Genomic DNA, 18,711 nt, shown 5'->3' with positions numbered 1-18,711 from the left:
TGCCCCCTCCCCCAGGTTGATTTACATCAAACATGAGTACATGAACACCTTCTGTCACGACTCTCTGATCCAGATCAGATTCAAGCGCCGCCAGCGGCGTAAAAAGGAATGAACCGCGTGGTTCGACACCGCGCGACAGCCTTTCAAACCGGATGGAGGATCACCCCATGCTCAATGTCAAAGACCACAATGATCGGGTTGCGGCCGCCTACGCGACAGTCACCGGACAATACTGGATTGAAGCGCTCAAGGATGGCCGCCATATACTGATCCGGCCGCTGGCGGAAAAAGACCGCGAGCGTGAATACGCCTTTATCAAGCGTCTGTCCGCCGAGTCCCGGCATATGCGCTTTCTCGCGCAGATCAACGAACCCGGCACCGCCTTGCTCAATCAGTTGATGGACACCGATAACAATCAGCGGCTGGCTTACATCGCGCTGGTCCATGAAAACGGCCAACTGATCGAGATCGGCGTCAGCCGCTACGCTGCCACGGGCGAGCATGAATGTGAATGCGCCGTGACCGTCGCCGATGACTGGAAGCATCTGGGCCTGGGTCAGCTACTGATGGAGCATTTGATCAAGGCTGCTCGCAAGAATGGTTTTCGTCAGATGTATTCGGTTGATGCCTCCAGCAACGCCCCCATGCGCGACCTGGCCAAAGCCCTGGGTTTTGAGACGCACAATGATCCCGATGACAGCCGTCAGGTCATCCATCGTCTGTACCTTTAAAAATTTCCCCGCGATGTTCCGGCCAACGGTTCATCGCGGGGCGATCCAGCACTCAGGATTGCAGCATCCTGCCGGGTTTGATCGCCAGCACACTGCAAGGCGCCCGATGCAAGAGTTGTTCGGCCGTGGTTCCCAATAACGTGTTCAACCCCTTGTGCTGCACCGTCCCCATCACAATGACATCGGTGCGGTGGTCTGCGGCAAACTCACAAATACTCGACAGCGGCACGCCCTCGATGAAGTGGCGACATTCCGGTGGCACGCCATGGCGTTCGGCCAGGGCGGCAAATGCCTCGTGCTGAACCGATCCCAAGACTTCATAAATCCCCGTGGCCAGCGGCAGTGCGCCAAAGCCCATGTCCTGGGCATACACGGCCGTCCAGTCATAGGCATGCAGCAGCTCAAGCCGGGCATCACACAGCGCGGCCAACTTCGCCGCGGCGTCAATAATCTGGTCGTTGAACACTTGGTCCTGCTCTTCGCTGCGCAAGACATCGACGATGGCCAGCACGTTGCGTGGTCGTGGATTGAGGGCGTTGGTCACCAGATGCACCGGCACCGGACAATCGCGCAGCAGCTGCCAATCCAGCGGTGTGAAAAACACCCGTTTCAACGCTGATTCTTCCTCGGCATCCTTGATGATCAGCGCCAGCGGCATCTCGTTGACGAAGTGCAAGATCTCCTCGTAAGGATGCTGTACCCACACCACTTCGCTGGTGACCTCGACACCGTGTTTGCTCATTAACCCGGCTTGCTCCGCGAGCCAATGCCGATGGGTGTGCAAATAACCGTCCCGGGCCAGGTTGATTTGTTCAGGGGCGAACAGGCCGGCCACCGCCAGCGCCTGCAAATAATCGAACGCCACGATGTGCAACGGCATTTGCATGGCGAGTGCCAATGCGGCGGCACGGTCGAACGCCGGTGTGCGGGTCATGGCTGGCGGGGCAATTAACAGTAAACGTTGAGTCTGCGACATGGGGCACCTCGGCACGCGGCCATCTGCCTGGAGTAAGAACTGCAGATTGAGCGTTTCAGGTTCGGACGACTTGATCTTTGTCAGCTACACCACGCGTACACTTAATGCATCAGGATGCCCGCCCACACCGTCAATCTCAGCAATACCGGGTGACCACACGTCGGACAGCCCGCTCCGTCACGCGTCTGTTTGATGCAGATCAACCCCCAAACCTCGGCCAGCGGCAGCATCGGCATCAGTTGCCCATCCAACTAACCCGCGGCCATTTCGGGCCAGCGTCTGCGCAATGATTTAAGGGAGATTTATCATGTCCGAACAATCACGTTTCATGCTGGTCGCCTCGCCCCTGATGGAAAACAGCCCAGCTTTCGACCGCGCCGCCGCGCTGGCCAAGGCTGAAGGTGCAGCGCTGCACATCGTGGCCTTCGATTACCTGGAAGGCCTGGCGACCGCCGGCATGGTTAATGAACAGGCCCTGGAACAGATGCGCCTTGGGTATGTCGAGCGCCATCGTCAATGGCTGGAAGAACAGGCTCGCCCCTTGCGCAAAATCGGCGTGACTGTCACCACGGAAGTGGTCTGGGTTGAAAAACCTTTGCAGGAAATCCTGATCCACCTCAAAGAGCAGCCGATGGCCTTGCTGATCAAAGCGCTGGAACACCCGTCGCTGCTGTCGCGGATGCTGTTTACGCCCCTGGATATCCACTTACTGCGCGAATGCCCGGTACCGCTGCATTTTGTCAGCCATGTTCAGCATGCCTTGCCGCGCAGGATCGTCGCGGCGGTCGATCCCTTCCATCGCGACGGTCAATACAAAGGCTTCAATGACCGAATCCTGCATGAGGCGGTGAAGTTGGCCACGGCGTGCAACGCCCAGATCGACGTCCTCTACGCCTATGACCTGTCTTCTATCGGCGCCGATGAATTCGGCTTCGACAACGCTTCTGCCTTCTTTTCCTCGAGCAACGCCAAGACCCTGTTCGATGCACAGGGCGAAGTCTTCAATGAGTTGGCCGAGCGCAATGGCATCCCACCGGAGCGACGCCACATGGTCATGGGCAATCCGGCCAAGGTTCTGGCCAGTTATGCCGATGCCTATAACGTCGACGTGATTGTCATGGGACGGGTCGGTCATAACGGCCTGGAGCGGCTGATCGGCAGCACGGTGGAACACCTGCTGTACAAAATGCCCTGCAGCGTTTGGGTGGTGTCGCCGGAAGAACTCGCGGGTTGATCGCAAATCGATTCAATCCAGAAAGCCAATGGGCCGCCGTGTTAACGGCAGCCCATTGTTTGGTTGCCTACACCAGCAGACTCCAGAGCATGATGTGCAACAGGTGCTCCGCCATCGGCTGAGTCAATGCCAGCATCGTCAGGAAACCCAGTGCAATCAGTAGCGGATACGCCATCAACAGTTCGCAAAGGGAGTATTTCCAGGCCAACGGGCGCCCGACCCCGAGCATGGCCGCATACATCCAGGACACGGCTGACAGCGAGCCGCAGAACAGCGCCAGCATCCGTGCGCTGAATCCGAGTTGAGCAAGGCGCCCGCCTTTTGCAGTGCGGGCAATACCAGGCGATGCAACAAGATGCCGTTGTAACTCAACAACATGACAATAATGACTTTGGCTTGAAGTTTTGGGTTCATAAAGTAATTCATACCTTTATCCAGGTAATCAATACCGATAACGGCGATACCGGTCACCCACAACGCTATCAATGCAACGATGACAGACGTCTGAAGACTTTCCATGTGAGCACTATCATGCTCAGTGAATGCTTTTCGCTTTAACAGATCTCTAACCATCGCAATATCGCTGGTCAATACCAAGCCGATGGCCACACAACACGACACTAAATGAACGTAAATCACGCCCAATCGCAAAAAAACTCCATAAACTCTTTATTTTCGAGCAGGCTCATAATTGTATTTATCGCCACGGTACTTTCCAGGTCTTGGGTGACGCGCTGCGGGATCAGAGGCCCCCGGTCCCGGAATGTTCATTTTTTGATCACACTACCGACAAACGGTGGTTATTGGCCACGCTCACGATGAGTGCAATAGCACCCGCTCTCATTTAGGACTGACACCCACTATAATAGTCATACTTTTAACTTTAAAAAACACACTAACTTTATCGAGCGTACGGACAGCACGTTAACGTTGATAACGTCAGTATTTGGCACAGCCCTCAGCCTTCGACAGTCGACGCGAGCGGAAACCAGACGCAGACTTCGAATCCTTCCGTTCGACCTGTAGCCGGCGATACCAGCCGTATTCTCGCGTTGACTCCCTGCACAATGGTTTTGGCAATCGCCAACCCCAACCCTGAACCGCTGGTTTCACTGTTGCCCCGCACAAAGCGCTCGGTGAGGCGCTGCAACACCGGCTCGGGCACCGCCGGGCCACCATTGACCACCCGCAGCAGCGCCTGGTCGGTGAGGCTGACTTCGACCGGTTGATCCGCGGCGCCATACTTGAGCGCATTCTCGACCAGGTTGCGCAACAGGATTGCGAAGGCGTCCGGATCAATCGCCGAGTACACGCTGGCTTGGGTTGGCAGTTGCAACTCGATCCGGTGCCCACGGCTGTGGTTCCACTCATCGACTACATGGGCCAGCAACGGAATGAGGTCCTGGGGCGTTTCGGACAACAGCCCACCGCCCTCGGCCTTGGCCAGCTGCATGAGTTTTTCCGAGAGCCGCGTCAGCTCGCGTAACGAGCTTTCGATTTTAGCCGCACGTAACCGCAACGGGCCTTCGGGCGCTTCGTGACGCAAACGCTGGATCTGCGCCAGGGTCGCGGCCAGTGGCGTGCGCAGTTCATGGGCGCTGTTGGCAGTAAAGCTGCGTTCGGCCTCCAAGGCCTTGCGCAAGCGCTCCAGCAGATGATTGACCGCCTCGGCCAGCGGGGCGATTTCCGCCGGCAATCGCGCCACTTTGATCGGCGACAGATCACCCACGCCGCGGGCCTCTACGGCACGATGATAGGCCAATACACTGCGCAGGCTGATGCGCACAAATATCCAGGTGCCAAACAGGCTGATGGGAATCAGCGCCAATAACGGCAACAACAAGGCAAGCAAAGCTTCCCGCGCGGCTTCACGGCGATGCTCCAGAGGTTCGGCGATTTCGATGAACACCGTCTCACGCAGCGCACTGGCGCCGTACAGACGGTATTTTTTCGTGGTTGAAAAGCCTTCGGTAGGTTGTTGGTTGAAGATCTTCGGGTTGGCGTCGTGGGACTGCATCAGGATTTCGCCCTTAGTATCGCGCACCAGATACGTCAGGTATTCCTTGTGCATTTTCAAGGTGGCGACGTGCTGTGCCCCACGGCGGTTTTCCCGGTTGCTGATTTCCAACACGGCCAAGGGCAGGATGCGCTGCGCGGTCTCTTCCAGCGCACTGTCGAACGCCTCGTTCAACTCATGTTGCACCACCAGCCAGGCGCCGACGGTCGCCGCCAGCCAAAGTAAGGTCGTGCCCAACGTCAACCCCAGGCCAAGTCGTTTTTGCAGGCTTGACGACGGCTTCATACGGACATCAACCGGTACCCCATGCCCCGCACGGTTTCAATCAAGTCACGCCCAAGTTTCTTACGCAGACGGCTGATATAGACCTCGATGGTATTGCTCTCAATTTCCGCGCCGAAGGCATACAGCCGTTCTTCAAGCTGCGACTTGGACAGCAGCGCGCTGGGGCGCTGCACAAACGCCTCGAACAGCGCCCACTCCCGCGCTGTCAGGTCCACAGTCGCTCCGGCCCGCAGCACCGTACGGGCACTCATGTCGACCTGCAAATCACCGAGCTTGATCTGCGGATTGGGGTTGCCGCTGTAGCGCCGGGCCACCGCCGCCACACGGGCCGATAGCTCAAACAAATCGAACGGTTTGACCAAGTAGTCGTCTGCGCCGGCGTTGAGGCCAGCGATACGATCGGAAATCTGATCCTGGGCGGTCAGGATAATCACCGGGGTCACCTCCCCTGCCGAGCGTTGCTGACGCAAAAAATCCAGCCCGCGACCGTCCGGCAACATCAGGTCGAGCAGGATCAGGTCGTAAGGCGTGGTGCGCACGCTGTTGCGCGCATGGTCCAGGCGCTGCACCCAATCCACGGCGTGGCCGTCATCGGCAATCTGTTCGCGCACCGCCTCCCCCAACCCCGGTGCATCTTCGACCAATAAAACCCGCATCTGGCACCTCCTGTGATGGTTCTCGTGCAGCACCTTAATCGCCTTACCTGACGTGAATCTGAAGATTCAGCTGGTTGTCAGGAATGCACCTTAGGGTATGCCACAGACGCCGCCCTCGGCAGGAGACAGATCATGAAATCAGGTTTTTTTGCCAATGCCGCGCTGTTGAGCCTGCTGGTTAGCGGTTACGCCCTGGCGGATGACGACTGCAGCGACTCGGTGAGCGACTGGCAACCGCGCGAAACCTTGCGTCAGCAGGTAGAGCAGCAATACGGCTGGAGCGTGCAGCGCATCAAGGTCGACGACGGTTGTTACGAGCTCAAGGGGTTGGACCGCAAAGGCAACACCATTGAAGCCAGTTACTCACCGGCATCGCTGCGCCTGCGCACACTGGAGATCCATTTCCGGGACAACGGCGACGCCAGGGAATACCTCGGCAGCCCGCTCACCGAATGACGCCTCACCTGTCGATGAGTTTTTCCTGCCATTCAGGTTGCTGTCAGCCAGCAGGTCCAGGCTCTCGACCTAACGATCAAAAGGACACCCCCATGAAAAAGATCATCGCAGCAACCTGCCTCGCTGGCGCCATTGCCCTGCCAGGGCTGGCCCAGGCCCGTGAAGTGACCTTGACCACCCAGCTCAAGGACTACAGCGCAAATGATGCCTACCTGGCGATCTACGTCACCGACGCCAATGGCCAATACCAGAAAACCCTCTGGGTGGCGGGCAAGAAGACCAAGTACTACAAGCACCTGGGCGACTGGGCCCGTGGCAGCGGGCTGAAACCGAGCGAGTTTGACGGAATCAGCGGCGCCAGTGTCGGCAGTGGACGTACGCTCAAAGTCAGCGTCGAACTGGCAGACACCCTGATCGATGCCGGGTATCAGATCCGCATCGACAGCGCCGTTGAGGACAAACGTGACGCCCGCGCCGATGTCAGCGTGCCCCTGACGTCCAAGGGCGCAGGTAAGCCGGCGACCGGCAGTACCTACGTCGAGTCCTTTACTTACGATCTGTAGCACCTGCCATTTCTGGAGGCTGAACATGCTTCGCCAGTTCCATTCCCTACCTGGCCTGATCGCCGCCCTATTGGTCATGCTGTTGGCCATCAGCGGCGCGATCCTGTCTGTCGACCCGGCCCTGGAACGCCTGCACAGCACGTCCACCACTGCAGGACAACTCAGCGTCGGCCAACTGGCCGGGCGTGTTACCAGCCACTTCCCGGGCGTGGAGCAGATCCAGCGCACAGCGTCCGGGACAGTTATCGTCTACTACAACCAGAACGGTCAGGCCGGCGCCGAAAAAATCGACCCACTGACCGGCCAAGGCCTCGCACCCTACGAGCCATCCGCGTTCTCACGTTGGGTGAAAGACCTGCACCGCTCGCTGTTCCTTGGCGCGCCTGGACACGGAGTGTCGGGGGTTGGCGCGCTGTTGATGCTGATGCTGTCGGCGTCCGGCGCGCTGTTGCTGGCCCGGCGTCTGGGCGGTTGGCGCAACCTGTTGCGGCCACTGCGGGGCAGCTTCAGCCAGCGCTGGCATGCGGAAGTCGGGCGACTGGCATTGCTCGGGCTGCTGCTGTCGGCATTGAGCGGGCTCTACATGTCCGCCACCACCTTCGGTTTGATCGCCGACGGCAGTCAGAGTGAACCCGCCTTCCCCGCCCACGTCAGCGTCGGCCCGGCCTTACCGGTGGCGAGCCTGCGAGCCTTGCAGGCCACCGACCTGAATGACCTGCGCGAGCTGGTCTACCCGAGCCCCGGCAACCCTCAAGACGTGTTTTCCCTGCGCACGGTCCAGGGCGACGGCTACGTGGATCAGGCCAGCGGCGCCTTGTTGTCCTATCAAGCCCACGACTCGATGCACAACCTCTACGAATGGATCTATCAGATGCACACCGGCGAAGGCCTCTGGTGGCTGGGCCTGCCGCTTGGGCTCTGCGCCCTCTGCGTGCCGTTGATGAGCGTGACCGGCATCCTGTTGTGGTGGCGCCGCCGCAAGGCTGGCCCGAACATTCGCCACAACAGCCCTGCTCAATCCGCCGACAGCGTGATTCTGGTGGGCAGTGAAAACAACAGCACCTGGGGCTTTGCCAACACCTTGCATGAAGCCTTGCACCAGGGCGGACACCGGGTGCATAGCGCGGCGATGAATCAATACGCCAACGACTACGGCAGCGCCCAACGCGTGTTCATCCTCACCGCGACCCACGGTGACGGCGATGCGCCGGCCTCGGCTTCGCAGTTCCTGGCACGGCTGGCCAAAACCGGCCTCAACCCCGGCATGCCATTTGCCGTGCTGGGCTTGGGCGACCGCCAGTTCGCGCAGTTCTGTCAGTACGCCCAACAGGTGCAGGATGCGATGTTGCAAGCCGGTGGCTCGCCGTTACTGGGGCTGGAAACCGTCAACCGCCAGTCCTCTCAGGAATTTGCGCGCTGGGGCCACACCTTGGGTGAAGTGTTGGGGCATGACCTGATGCTGGTTCACACCCCGCAGCAGCCGCCGACCCATCAATTGGAGCTGACGGAGCGCATTGCCTATGGCGAACAGGTGAACGCGCCGACCCACGTACTCCGCTTCAAAGCACCCGGCGAACTGCCGGGCTTTCTGGCCGGTGACCTAGTCGGGATTCTGCCCCCGGGCAGCCCGATCCCACGTTTCTACTCGCTGGCCAGTGGTTCGCAGGACGGCGTACTGGAGATCTGTGTACGTAAACACAAAGGTGGCATGTGCTCGGAATTTCTTCATGGCCTGGATATCGGTGCGCAGATCGAAGCTTTTATCCAGCCCAACCCGCAATTTCGTCCCGCATCGGGCACGCACCCGGTGATCCTGATCGGCGCGGGTACCGGCATCGGTCCTCTGGCCGGTTTTATCCGCAACAACAAGGCCCGACACCCGATGCACTTGTATTGGGGCGGGCGCAACCCGGCCTCGGATTTTCTCTATGAACCGGAGCTCAACCAGTACTTGTCGGACCGACGCCTCACGGCATTGCGCGCCGCCTTCTCTCAGGTTCAGGACCGCAGCTACGTGCAAGACCGGCTGATCGGCGATGCCCTGGCCTTGCGCCGACTGATTGAAAAAGGTGCCCAGGTGCTGGTGTGTGGCAGTCGCGAAATGGCCAAAGGGGTGATGCAGGCCCTCGATGAAGTGTTGGCACCTCTCAACCTGAGTGTGCTGACCCTCAAGGCACAAGGACGCTACCGTGAAGACGTCTACTGAGTTGCAGCGCTATAGCCTGAACGGCGAAACCATGGGCACCCGCTACACCGCCCTGTTCTATGCAGGCACCGGGATCGACACCGACGAAATCGACCACCGTCTGGCGCGCGCCGTGGTCCGGGTGGACCAGCAAATGTCCGCATGGAAACCCGACTCTGACCTCAACCGTCTCAACGCCGCCCCAGAACAGGGATGGGTGTCAGTGCCCAAGGAACTGGCCACGGTGCTGTCTGTCGCGCTGCGTGTCAGTCAGCAATCCGGCGGCGCCTTTGACATCGCTGTCGGTGATCTGGTTAACGCCTGGGGGTTCGGCCCCGGGGAACAGACGGTCACAGAGCAGACGCCGGGCACGATTCCGCCGCGCCCCCGGCTGTTAGCCAGCGCAGCGTTGGTGGTTGACCCGCAACGCAATCAGGTGCGCAAGCGCGTGCCGTTGAACCTTGATTTGAGTGGCATCGCCAAAGGTTTTGGCGTTGATGAACTGGCTCGTTGCCTGGAGGGTTTGGGCATTACCTGCTACCTGGTCGGCATCGATGGCGAGATGCGCGCCCGGGGCGTCAAACCTGACGGCCAGTGCTGGGCCGTGGCCCTGGAAAAGCCCAACCGGGGCGTGCGTGAAGTCATGGGCGTGATGGAACTCAGCGATGCCGCTATTGCGACATCCGGGGACTATCGACACTGGGTCGACGTGGCCGGTCAATCCTATGCCCATACCATGAACCCGGCTACCGGCGCACCGCTGTGCAACCCGCTCGCCGCCGTCACCGTGGTGGCGGCCTCGTGCATGCTAGCCGATGCCTGGGCCACGGCGCTGATGGTATTGGGCGAAACCGAAGGCCCACGTCTGGCTCAGGAGCGCGGGATGGACGCGTTATTCGTGCTGCGCGAGGGTGAACAGTTCAAAGAAATATCCATTGTCGGCGGCCAGTTGCAGGCGCAGATTGAAACGCGCTGACGCCGATTGCCGAGCCGCTCGGAACCCGTCCGATTTGAAACACCTAATGACAGTGAGTCTCGTTAAACAATGAAATTCATGCGCAGGCACACCGAGTCCCACCGAAGTGATCGTATCGGCTGGCTCCGCGCCGCCGTCCTGGGGGCCAACGACGGGATTGTCTCCACCGCCAGTCTGCTGATCGGCGTCGCGGCAGCCAACGCCAGCCACGCCACGTTGCTAGTCACCGGAATGGCAGGGCTGATGGCCGGTGCCATGTCCATGGCCGCAGGCGAGTACATTTCCGTTCACTCCCAGGCCGATACCGAGCAGGCCGACCTGTCTCGGGAACGGGCAGAATTGGCGAGCGACCCGAAAGCCGAACACCTTGAACTCGCCAACATCTACATGCATCGCGGCGTCTCGCCGGAACTGGCGCATCAGGTGGCCGACCAATTGATGGCCCACGACGCGCTGGGCTCCCATGCCAGGGACGAACTGGGCATCAGCGACACCCTCACCGCCAAACCCTTGCAGGCCGCCCTGGCCTCCGCCGCCAGTTTTGTGGTGGGCGCCGCATTGCCTCTGGCGGTGACGTTTGTCGCACCGGAGCACAGCGCGGTGCCCTGGATATCGGGCATGTCATTGGTGTTTCTCGGGACACTCGGCGCCATTGCTGCCAGGGCCGGCGGCGCCAAGGTCATCACCGGCGCCTGGCGGGTGACATTCTGGGGGGCTCTGGCCATGGGTATTACGGCACTGGTGGGGCACTTGTTTGGCGCAGTGGTTTAGCTGGCGCACCTTCCATAAAAAGGGCGCCCGCGAGTCAAAGTGTTGTTACCGGTTTGCGAACTGCTGCATGTTCAGCACTCCTCCTGCCCGCCTACACCAACCGCTCAATCTTCTGATGCTGCCAGACCATTTTGTAATACGCCGTCTGCAATGCCAGCATCCCCAGATACGCCACCGGAAACGCCATCCACACACCTTGCAATCCAAACCGCGCATCCAACGCATACGCCACCGGCAATTGCACCAGCACCACGCAAACAATCGAAATCGCCATCGGCACCAGCACCGAGCCGCTGGCGCGCATGATGCCGCCGACGATCGCCTGGAAGCCGAACACCAGCAGGCTCCAGAGCATGATGTGCAACAGGTGTTCCGCCATCGCCCGGGTGGAATCATCCGTGAGGAACAACCCCAGCAACCAGTGCGACAACAGATAACCCAACACCACCAACCCACCGGTCAGGCACACATTGATCAACAGCCCCGTGCGCAGAATCGGCGCCATGCGCTCAAGGCGCCCTGCCCCGATCGCCTGAGCGCCGAGGATCGACGCCGTGATCGCAATCGACAGCGCCGGAAACTGCACGTAATTGACGATCTGCGTCACCGCCCCGTACGCCGCCGTCGCTTGCGAACCGTGCTGATTCACCAGCGCCAGAATCACCAGCTCCGACACCGACAACACCACCATCTGCAACCCGGTCGGCAACCCGATACGCAACACCTTGCCGAGAATCACCAAGTCCAACCGCATCGCCGCAAACATCTCCCGATCCGGCGCCAACGGATGCCCCTTGCGAATCAACCGCCACGCCAGCCACCCCATCGCCGACAAATTACCCGCCAACCCGGCATACGCCGCACTCTGAATCCCCATCATCGGCAGCCCGAACCAACCGCGAATCAACGCCGGCGTCAGCGCCAACCCGATACACGTCGACACCACCAACGCCACCAGCGGCGACACCGTATCGCTCACTCCGCGCAGCAGCTGGGTGAACAGCACGTAGACCAACAGCGACGGCATGATCCACATCATTACGTGCGCGTAAGACACTGCGTCGTCGAGTACGTCTGCCGGGGTCCCCAAACCCTGCAACGCTGGTCTTGCGAATACGCTGCCGAGTACCGCTGCTGTCAGGCCGATCATTGCGCCTAACAACAAGGTTGTGCCGGCGATGGTTTTCACCAGATGCGGTTCGCGCGCGCCCCAGGCTTGGCCGATGAGCACGCCCGCGCCTGCGCCGAGGCCGATGACCAGGGCGATGAAGAAGAAGACGATGGGGAACATGCCGGAGACGGCAGCCAGGGCTTGGGTGCCAAGCATTTGGCCGATGTAGATGCTGTTGATGGTGCCCGACATGGATTGGAGGAAATTGGAGAGGACCATGGGGGCCAGGAAAAGGAGGTAGGTTTTCCAGAGCGGGTGGTGGGTGGTGGGGGTTTGCATTGAGGGTCCGTCTCGGGGTGGGCTCGTGTTTTGGAAATTCTACGCTAGGGGACTGATACCAATGCCTTCTCATTTTGAGGATTTAGAGAGCATGGCGGTGTCAACTATCGGCCAAAAGCGGACATGCTCTTGTCAACTGCGCCTAGCATACTGGCTTGAATTTCCCTAGGGTCGTTCTGGCGTGAGAGGAAGTCTGCTGTCGATTCACGACTCGCCGGCAACAAGTCTCACTCTGTGGCAGTCAGACGGTCCAAGTTTTTGACCGCTTGATGAGCGAACATCAATCGGCATCAGAGACTGTCCGGACTCGTTGTCCAACAGCACAGAACGCGTCTCTTGCGGCTTGAACAGGAAACGTTCGCCCCACTGCCTCATACTGACCACAACCGGAAAGATCTCCCGTCCTTTGTCCGTAAGGACGTACTCCTTGTAGGCGCTTCCATCTGACGCCGGTCGAACGTCGAATACACCGACCTCAACCAACGTTTTCAGTCGCGATGCCAGAATATTTTTGGCCACGCCCAAGCTCTTTTGAAATTCGCTGAATCGGCGAATGTCGTCAAATGCGTCGCGGATGATCATGAGCGACCAGCGATCCCCAATTGCCTCCAGTGTTCTTGCTACCGGGCATTCGCTGCTTTGCGGTGAAGCGCCTTCGACCATCGTATTTACCTTTTGGATAAGGATTGCCAAGTTTATCGATCAATCTGGAGCAACATGGTTGCAATTTGAAACCTGATTCAACAATAATTGAAACAAGTTTTTAATTGAAACCAGTTTAACGCCATGGAGGTGTGCATGACAGCAGATGCCGACTCAGCCACCAAACGTTTCTCCAGGCAGCCTTCGGGATTGCCCCATACGGATACCGGAGAAAGCAGCAAGACCGACCGGTCTCCGGGGCTTTCTCCGTCGCTCACGTTATTGTTTTCCGTCACCTGCGCACTTGCAGTAGCCAATGTTTACTTCGCCCAACCCTTGCTCGCCTCAATGGCTGAGAGCCTGGGCGTCACCTCAGGATTGATCGGGGTCGTGGTGACGGCCACTCAGGTTGGATACGCGCTGGGGTTGCTGTTCATCGTACCGCTGGGCGATATGGTCAACCGTAAACGGCTGATTTTGACCCAAGTGATGCTGTCTGCAATTGCGCTGGCGGCAGTCGGCGCATCACAGCAATGGCTGGCCCTGCTGGGAGCCATGATCGTGATGGGCTTACTGGCAGTGGTCGTTCAGGTGCTTGTGGCCTATGCCGCCGTGCTGGCAACGCCATCACAACGTGGGCAGGCAGTGGGAACCGTAACCAGCGGAATTGTCCTGGGCATTCTTCTGGCGCGGTTTACCTCTGGACTGATCGCAGATCTAGCGGGCTGGCGCGCCGTTTATTTCGTTTCCTCAGGGTTGATGCTGACCATCGCGGCGGTGTTCTGGAAAGTGGTTCCTGCCGCAGTGTCGCCACGCAATCAACCCTCCTACCAAGCTCTTATCCGATCGCTCTTCAAGCTGTTCATGACCGAACCGGTTTTGCGGATCAGGGGCCTGCTGGCCTTACTGATCTTTGCCGCTTTTTCCGTGCTATGGACATCCATGGTGCTGCCGTTGAGCGCTCCGCCGCTGTCGCTTTCACACACTGCCATCGGCATGTTTGGCTTGGCCGGCGTCGCCGGTGCCCTTGCTGCCAGTAGAGCCGGTCGCTGGGCCGATCAAGGTTTTGGACAACGAGTTACCGGCATTTCACTGGGGCTCCTGACGCTTTCCTGGTTGCCCATCACTTTTGCCGAGACGTCCCTGATCGCGCTGGTCTGCGGAGTGGTCTTGCTCGACTTCGCGGTGCAAGCAATACACGTCACCAACCAGAGCCTCATTTTTGCTGCACGACCCGACGCCCAAAGTCGCATGGTCGGCGCATACATGTGCTTCTACTCGGTCGGTAGCGCGCTGGGGGCGGCAGCCGCGACCCAGGTTTATGCGCTCTGGGGCTGGATGGCAGTAAGCCTGCTGGGCGCCTTGATCAGCGCTATAGCTTTGGCGCTGTGGGTTCTTACGAATCATTTCTCGACGTCCATTCAAGGAAGATCAGTATGAAAGCCGGGCACCTACTACTCGCCCTCTCGATTACTGCCATATGGGGTGTGAATTTCTCGGTTATCAAACTGGGCCTCACCACCGTTGACCCATTCATTCTTGCCGGCATTCGCTTCACGCTTTGCGCGCTCCCGGCGATCTTTTTCATTCCGAAACCTGATGTGCAGTGGCGCTACATCATTGGTTACGGCCTGGTTTTCGGTATCGGACTTTGGGGTGTTGTTAACCTTGGTATCAAGTCTGGTCTTTCCGCAGGCATCGCTTCGTTGGTGCTTCAGTTCAGCGCGTTTTTCACCATCCTGCTGGGTTCATGGATATTCAAGGAAGCGATTTCCCGCTACCAACTTGCGGGTATAGGTATTGCCTCCTGTGGCTTGTTGAGCATCATCTTAATTGTTGATGGGACAGTAACGACGGCCGGGCTGTTCTGGGTGCTGATGGGAGCTGTCGCCTGGAGCGCGGCCAACGTGATCAACAAAAAAGCCAAGACCACTCAGGTTTTCGCTTTTCTGGTCTGGTCCAGCGCATTTTCGCCCATCCCTCTTTTCGCGCTTGATTACGCTGTCCCCAATACACTGTTCGGCTACTGGGTGTGGAACTCACTTCTGAAACGATATCCAGTGTCTACCGTCGCGCCATTGTCGTTATTGGTGCCCGTATTCGGACTGCTCGGTTCAGTCATAATTTTCAATGAGAGCCTGTCACTCAACAAAATCGTTGCGGTCGTTCTCATCGTGTCGGGTCTTGGTGTCGGCTTATACGGACAGCGCGTCCTCAGTGCGGTGCTCAAGCGTTCTGACCGATGCCCATCGTGATGTAACAGCACGAACTGGAGACCTTCTGAACACTGCTGAAGCCTAGGGGGACTTCCGCGCTCAAGCTTTAGCATTCGATACGGATGACTGGTAGCTATGGGTCAAAAACAGACCCACGACACTGGTTCACATAAATTCACAGCTTCGCACTTGCTTTCCATACCACTCCTACAGCAACGTCGGAAATTGCTCCTATCGCCCATTGATAGAAAAAATCTACTGTCACCCGTCGCCCACAACGCGACCAGGTTTGGCGACCTGCAGATCGGATCAGTCCCCATAAATCTGATTCGGAGTTTCACCTATGGAAAGATACATGCCCCTCACCGGAATCGACCTGATCCCGGCTTCCCTGCTCATCGACACCCAAGCCCCACTCGACGTCCTGCAAGCCATGGCCGATTACCGCATTCGTTCGGTCACGCAGGTGCTGGAAAACATCGCCTACCGCGCCGAACTCGGTTGCGACACGGTGGTGTTGAAAGACTTTTCTCAGCTGTTAGTCATTCCGTTACGCGACGGCTGTGACTTGATGGACGTGATCGGTCGACGCTTACGAGCGCAGGCGAAGGAGTAAGTAAAAACGGGCGCCATCAAGGCGCCCGTTTTTTGTGTCCATGATCAACGTGGCTCACCAGCATCCAACAGACGGCTGACCTTCCCTCAGGAAGGCAAAGACCGCGTACCCGAGACGTTCAAGCAGGCCCTTGAAATGACAATCAAGCCCTGCGCTTAGAGCAGTACTCCACAATGAGCTGAGTGACCGCTGCCACAATCGCCTGATCCGCTTCAGGCGAGGTGAACAGCCGACATTGCGCATCTGGCAAATCCGGCAACCCTTGTTCTACCCCAATAACCGCCAATCCTTGCCCCAACTGACTGAGTGGCATGGGCGCTACCGCGAAGCCTGCCAGGGCCGCCGCCCGCAACCCGGCGGTGCTGCTGCACAACATCGCCGTGCGTTGGGCGATCCCCGCCTGCGCCAGCCTCGTCAGCGCGGCCTCGCGATAAGGGCACGGCTCGGGGAACAGGGCCAGCGGCAACGGCGTGGGTAATCGGGCGACGGGTTGCGCCGACCAGGCCCACACCAGCGGTTCTTGCCATAGCAACAGCCCCGCTTCGCTGGTTTCGCACAGCGAACCGATGACCACTTCCAGATGCCCTTGCTTCATAAGCGCCAGTAACGTACCCGGAATGTTCACCTGCACCTCGATCTCCATGCCGGGGTACTGCGCTGCGAAATCCTGAACAGTGCGCAGTAATCGAGACTCGACAAAATCTTCGGACACCCCGATCCGCAGCCGCCCGTGAAACGGTGTGCGTGTCAGGTCTGTCCAGGCATCACGGTTCAGCGCGAGGATCGTGCGCGCATAAGAGACCAGGCGCTCGCCATCGGCAGTCAGTTGCTGGGAACGGGTGGTACGCGTCAACAGGGGTTTACCAATCTGTTCTTCCAATCGCCGCACATGGCCACTGACCGCAGACTGAGTAAGGTGCAGCTTCTGGGCTGCACGGCTGAAGCCGTCTTCATCGACGACAGTGACAAATGTCTTGAGCAGCAGAGCATCGAACATAGTTTTATACGTGATCAATTGAGTACTAATTTACGATTTATATTTCAAATACAACTATGTTGCAATGCTCACACCTGCCCTGCCTTCCCATCATTCAAGGTGTGCCATGACGACTCTTCTCCATATTCAATGTTCTCCACGCAAGCAGCGTTCGGCTTCCCTTGAAGTCGCGCGCAGCTTCATTGCGCGTTATCAAGCAAACACCCCGGACACCGAAATCATCACCCTCGACCTCTGGAACATGACGCTGCCGGAATTCGATGATCTGGCCATGGAGGCCAAATACGCCGGGCTCAATGGCACGCCGTTGACCCCCGCACAACAAGACGCCTGGAACACGTTAAAAGAGTTGGCAAGTCACCTGCACCGCGCGGATGTACTCGTGATGTCCGTACCGCTGTGGAATTTCAGCATCCCGTACAAACTCAAGCACTTCATCGACCTGGTATCGCAGAAAGACATCCTGTTCAGCGTTGACCCGGAACGCGGTCTGGAAGGCATGCTGCACAACAAACTCGCCGTGGTGATGTACGCCCGCGGCCTGGATTTTTCGGCGCACTCGATCACACCGGCGGAGCGCTTCGACTTCCAGAAGCCCTACGTGGAAGCCTGGCTGAAATTTATCGGCGTCACGGATGTGCATTCGGTGATTGTGGAGAAAACCATCCTGGGGGAAGACGTTGATCTGCGCGCGCGTGAGGACGCGACTCAGCAGGCCAGGAGCCTGGCAGACAGTTTGTCGCTGACGGCCCCCTGCTGTTGAGACCGTCCCGGCTGCTCATCGATTCATTACAAACCGAAAAACTTGAATAGCCACAACCCTCCCATACCAACCGCCAGCGTCAGGACCGTATTGCGAGTCTGCCAGGCGACCCAGGCCGCAATTATGGCGGCGGGTATCTGGGGGTTATTCAACACGAATTCACCCTGCCCATTGGGGTACACCACGGCAGGCAGCACAAGGGCCGCCAGAACACTCGCCGGTACATAAAGCAAGGCCCGACTCAGCACTGACGGGATGCGCAACCGGCCATACAGTTCGACAAAGGTAAGACGCATCGCGAACGTTCCCAGGCCGACCGCCAGGAACATCCCCCACAAGGCTAAATCACTCATGGTGTCTCCCTCTCGACGTCATGGGTCAGCACATCGCTCAATGGGCGCTTGCGAACACTCTCAATCAACAGACCCGCCATGACACCGCCGATGGAAGCGGTTATTAGCCCAAGGTTATAGGGCATATTGACCGCCAACACGGCGATCAGCCCGCCGACCGAGGCGGCGGCCAGGCTCGCCGCGCTGCGTATGCCGGGAACCAGAAGCGCCAGAAACGAAAGCGGTATGGCAAAGCTCAATGACCAGGTCTCGGGGATGCTTGCTCCCAGGTAGATGCCCGCCAATACCGACAATTGCCAGGACAGCCACATGGCAGCGGCGGTGCCGGCATAGTAGTGGTGTGCGAATTGACCCAGCTCGCCAGAGGAAAGCTTGAGACTGCACAGCGCGTAGGACTGGTCAGAAAGCATGTAGGACAGCGGCCACGTCCAGCGTCGGAGCAAGTGGTGCAGATAGGGGGCCAGCGACGCGCTGTACATGATGAAGCGCAAATTGATGACCAGGGCGGTCACCACGATCGCCAGCGGCACAACGCCCGTATGGAGCAGTTGCAGTGCAACCATCTGAGCGGACCCAGAGTAGAACAGCAGCGTCATGCCCATGGTCGTGCCGGGCGACATGCCCATGTTGATCGCCATGACCCCCGTCAACAAGCCGAAAGGAATGACACCGGGACTCAATGGAATGAGCGCCCGGACACCTTGCATGAACGCTTCCCTTCCTGATTGGTACGGCATGTCGTCTCCTTGTTTTTGTGTTCGCGGCGCGGGTTCGATTGACCGTGGTCCTCAGCCCATCGTGCGGTAGAGTGTGGACCCGGAGCC

Annotated in this window: 19 protein-coding genes and 1 pseudogene; 11 read left to right on the top strand and 9 right to left on the bottom strand. The window is 58.8% G+C overall.

Annotated elements, in window-relative coordinates; translation table 11 throughout:
• Window positions 1–167: 167 nt before the first annotated feature.
• Window positions 168–731 carry a GNAT family N-acetyltransferase gene (locus ACYZT3_RS11935; RefSeq protein ID WP_282377787.1) on the top strand — a complete coding sequence of 188 codons (564 nt, stop codon included), beginning with the start codon at window positions 168–170 and terminating at the stop codon, window positions 729–731.
• 52 nt (window positions 732–783) lie between these two features.
• Here ACYZT3_RS11935 and ACYZT3_RS11930 read toward each other — a convergent pair whose 3' ends face one another.
• The gene (locus ACYZT3_RS11930) at window positions 784–1,707 is read right to left on the bottom strand and encodes a universal stress protein (protein ID WP_462032154.1); all 924 of its coding nucleotides are present in this window, start codon (window positions 1,705–1,707) and stop codon (window positions 784–786) included.
• Between the two features lie 307 nt (window positions 1,708–2,014).
• Between ACYZT3_RS11930 and ACYZT3_RS11925 the strand changes: the two genes are divergently transcribed.
• The gene (locus ACYZT3_RS11925; RefSeq protein ID WP_282377785.1) at window positions 2,015–2,941 is read left to right on the top strand and encodes a universal stress protein; all 927 of its coding nucleotides are present in this window, start codon (window positions 2,015–2,017) and stop codon (window positions 2,939–2,941) included.
• Window positions 2,942–3,008: 67 nt separating this feature from the next.
• Here ACYZT3_RS11925 and ACYZT3_RS11920 read toward each other — a convergent pair.
• From ACYZT3_RS11920 to ACYZT3_RS11910, 3 genes and pseudogenes are all read right to left on the bottom strand, one after another.
• Window positions 3,009–3,648: pseudogene (locus tag ACYZT3_RS11920) on the bottom strand (hypothetical protein).
• A 251-nt stretch (window positions 3,649–3,899) separates the two neighbouring features.
• Window positions 3,900–5,243, bottom strand: a complete 1,344-nt coding sequence (locus ACYZT3_RS11915) for a sensor histidine kinase (RefSeq protein WP_462032153.1) — start codon at window positions 5,241–5,243, stop codon at window positions 3,900–3,902.
• Window positions 5,240–5,899: a response regulator transcription factor gene (locus ACYZT3_RS11910; RefSeq protein WP_282377783.1), complete on the bottom strand. Its 660-nt coding sequence runs from the start codon at window positions 5,897–5,899 to the stop codon at window positions 5,240–5,242. Before ACYZT3_RS11910 ends, ACYZT3_RS11915 begins: the two co-directional genes overlap by 4 nt.
• A 132-nt stretch (window positions 5,900–6,031) precedes the next feature.
• Here ACYZT3_RS11910 and ACYZT3_RS11905 point away from each other — a divergent pair, with 132 nt between their 5' ends.
• From ACYZT3_RS11905 to ACYZT3_RS11885, 5 genes are all read left to right on the top strand, one after another.
• Entirely contained in the window at window positions 6,032–6,355 is a 324-nt protein-coding gene (locus tag ACYZT3_RS11905) for a PepSY domain-containing protein (RefSeq protein ID WP_462032152.1), read from the top strand.
• A 92-nt stretch (window positions 6,356–6,447) separates the two neighbouring features.
• Window positions 6,448–6,918, top strand: coding sequence for a DUF2271 domain-containing protein (locus ACYZT3_RS11900; protein WP_282377781.1), 471 nt, complete (start codon window positions 6,448–6,450; stop codon window positions 6,916–6,918).
• A 25-nt stretch (window positions 6,919–6,943) separates the two neighbouring features.
• Window positions 6,944–9,124 (top strand): PepSY domain-containing protein, encoded by a 2,181-nt coding sequence (locus ACYZT3_RS11895; protein WP_462032151.1) that lies wholly within the window; start codon window positions 6,944–6,946, stop codon window positions 9,122–9,124.
• Window positions 9,108–10,079, top strand: a complete 972-nt coding sequence (locus ACYZT3_RS11890) for an FAD:protein FMN transferase (protein WP_462032150.1) — start codon at window positions 9,108–9,110, stop codon at window positions 10,077–10,079. The genes ACYZT3_RS11895 and ACYZT3_RS11890 overlap by 17 nt, the downstream gene beginning before the upstream one ends.
• A 69-nt stretch (window positions 10,080–10,148) precedes the next feature.
• Window positions 10,149–10,850 (top strand): VIT1/CCC1 transporter family protein, encoded by a 702-nt coding sequence (locus tag ACYZT3_RS11885; RefSeq protein WP_282377778.1) that lies wholly within the window; start codon window positions 10,149–10,151, stop codon window positions 10,848–10,850.
• Window positions 10,851–10,941: 91 nt separating this feature from the next.
• On the opposite strand, the gene ACYZT3_RS11880 is transcribed toward ACYZT3_RS11885, so the two are convergent.
• Both ACYZT3_RS11880 and ACYZT3_RS11875 read right to left on the bottom strand, forming a co-directional pair.
• Complete coding sequence (locus ACYZT3_RS11880; RefSeq protein WP_462032149.1) at window positions 10,942–12,300, bottom strand: MATE family efflux transporter; 1,359 nt, start codon at window positions 12,298–12,300, stop codon at window positions 10,942–10,944.
• A gap of 204 nt (window positions 12,301–12,504) precedes the next feature.
• Entirely contained in the window at window positions 12,505–12,963 is a 459-nt protein-coding gene (locus tag ACYZT3_RS11875; protein WP_461978960.1) for a winged helix-turn-helix transcriptional regulator, read from the bottom strand.
• Between the two features lie 135 nt (window positions 12,964–13,098).
• Here ACYZT3_RS11875 and ACYZT3_RS11870 point away from each other — a divergent pair, with 135 nt between their 5' ends.
• The 3 genes from ACYZT3_RS11870 (at window position 13,099) to ACYZT3_RS11860 (ending at window position 15,774) form a co-directional block, all read left to right on the top strand.
• Window positions 13,099–14,382, top strand: a complete 1,284-nt coding sequence (locus ACYZT3_RS11870) for an MFS transporter (protein WP_462032148.1) — start codon at window positions 13,099–13,101, stop codon at window positions 14,380–14,382.
• Complete coding sequence (locus tag ACYZT3_RS11865; protein ID WP_462032147.1) at window positions 14,379–15,197, top strand: EamA family transporter; 819 nt, start codon at window positions 14,379–14,381, stop codon at window positions 15,195–15,197. Before ACYZT3_RS11870 ends, ACYZT3_RS11865 begins: the two co-directional genes overlap by 4 nt.
• 304 nt (window positions 15,198–15,501) lie before the next feature.
• The gene (locus tag ACYZT3_RS11860; protein WP_462032146.1) at window positions 15,502–15,774 is read left to right on the top strand and encodes a hypothetical protein; all 273 of its coding nucleotides are present in this window, start codon (window positions 15,502–15,504) and stop codon (window positions 15,772–15,774) included.
• A 142-nt stretch (window positions 15,775–15,916) separates the two neighbouring features.
• Here ACYZT3_RS11860 and ACYZT3_RS11855 read toward each other — a convergent pair whose 3' ends face one another.
• Entirely contained in the window at window positions 15,917–16,771 is an 855-nt protein-coding gene (locus ACYZT3_RS11855) for a LysR substrate-binding domain-containing protein (RefSeq protein WP_462032145.1), read from the bottom strand.
• Between the two features lie 106 nt (window positions 16,772–16,877).
• On the opposite strand from ACYZT3_RS11855, the gene ACYZT3_RS11850 reads away from it, so the two are divergent.
• Window positions 16,878–17,534 carry an FMN-dependent NADH-azoreductase gene (locus ACYZT3_RS11850; protein WP_462032144.1) on the top strand — a complete coding sequence of 219 codons (657 nt, stop codon included), beginning with the start codon at window positions 16,878–16,880 and terminating at the stop codon, window positions 17,532–17,534.
• A gap of 26 nt (window positions 17,535–17,560) precedes the next feature.
• Here ACYZT3_RS11850 and ACYZT3_RS11845 read toward each other — a convergent pair whose 3' ends face one another.
• Window positions 17,561–17,887: an AzlD domain-containing protein gene (locus tag ACYZT3_RS11845; RefSeq protein ID WP_282377771.1), complete on the bottom strand. Its 327-nt coding sequence runs from the start codon at window positions 17,885–17,887 to the stop codon at window positions 17,561–17,563.
• The gene (locus ACYZT3_RS11840) at window positions 17,884–18,624 is read right to left on the bottom strand and encodes an AzlC family ABC transporter permease (protein WP_462032143.1); all 741 of its coding nucleotides are present in this window, start codon (window positions 18,622–18,624) and stop codon (window positions 17,884–17,886) included. Before ACYZT3_RS11840 ends, ACYZT3_RS11845 begins: the two co-directional genes overlap by 4 nt.
• Between the last annotated feature and the right edge of the window lie 87 nt (window positions 18,625–18,711).

This window comes from Pseudomonas sp. MDT1-16 (assembly GCF_054898115.1).
This window is presented reverse-complemented; position numbering and strand designations above follow the sequence as displayed.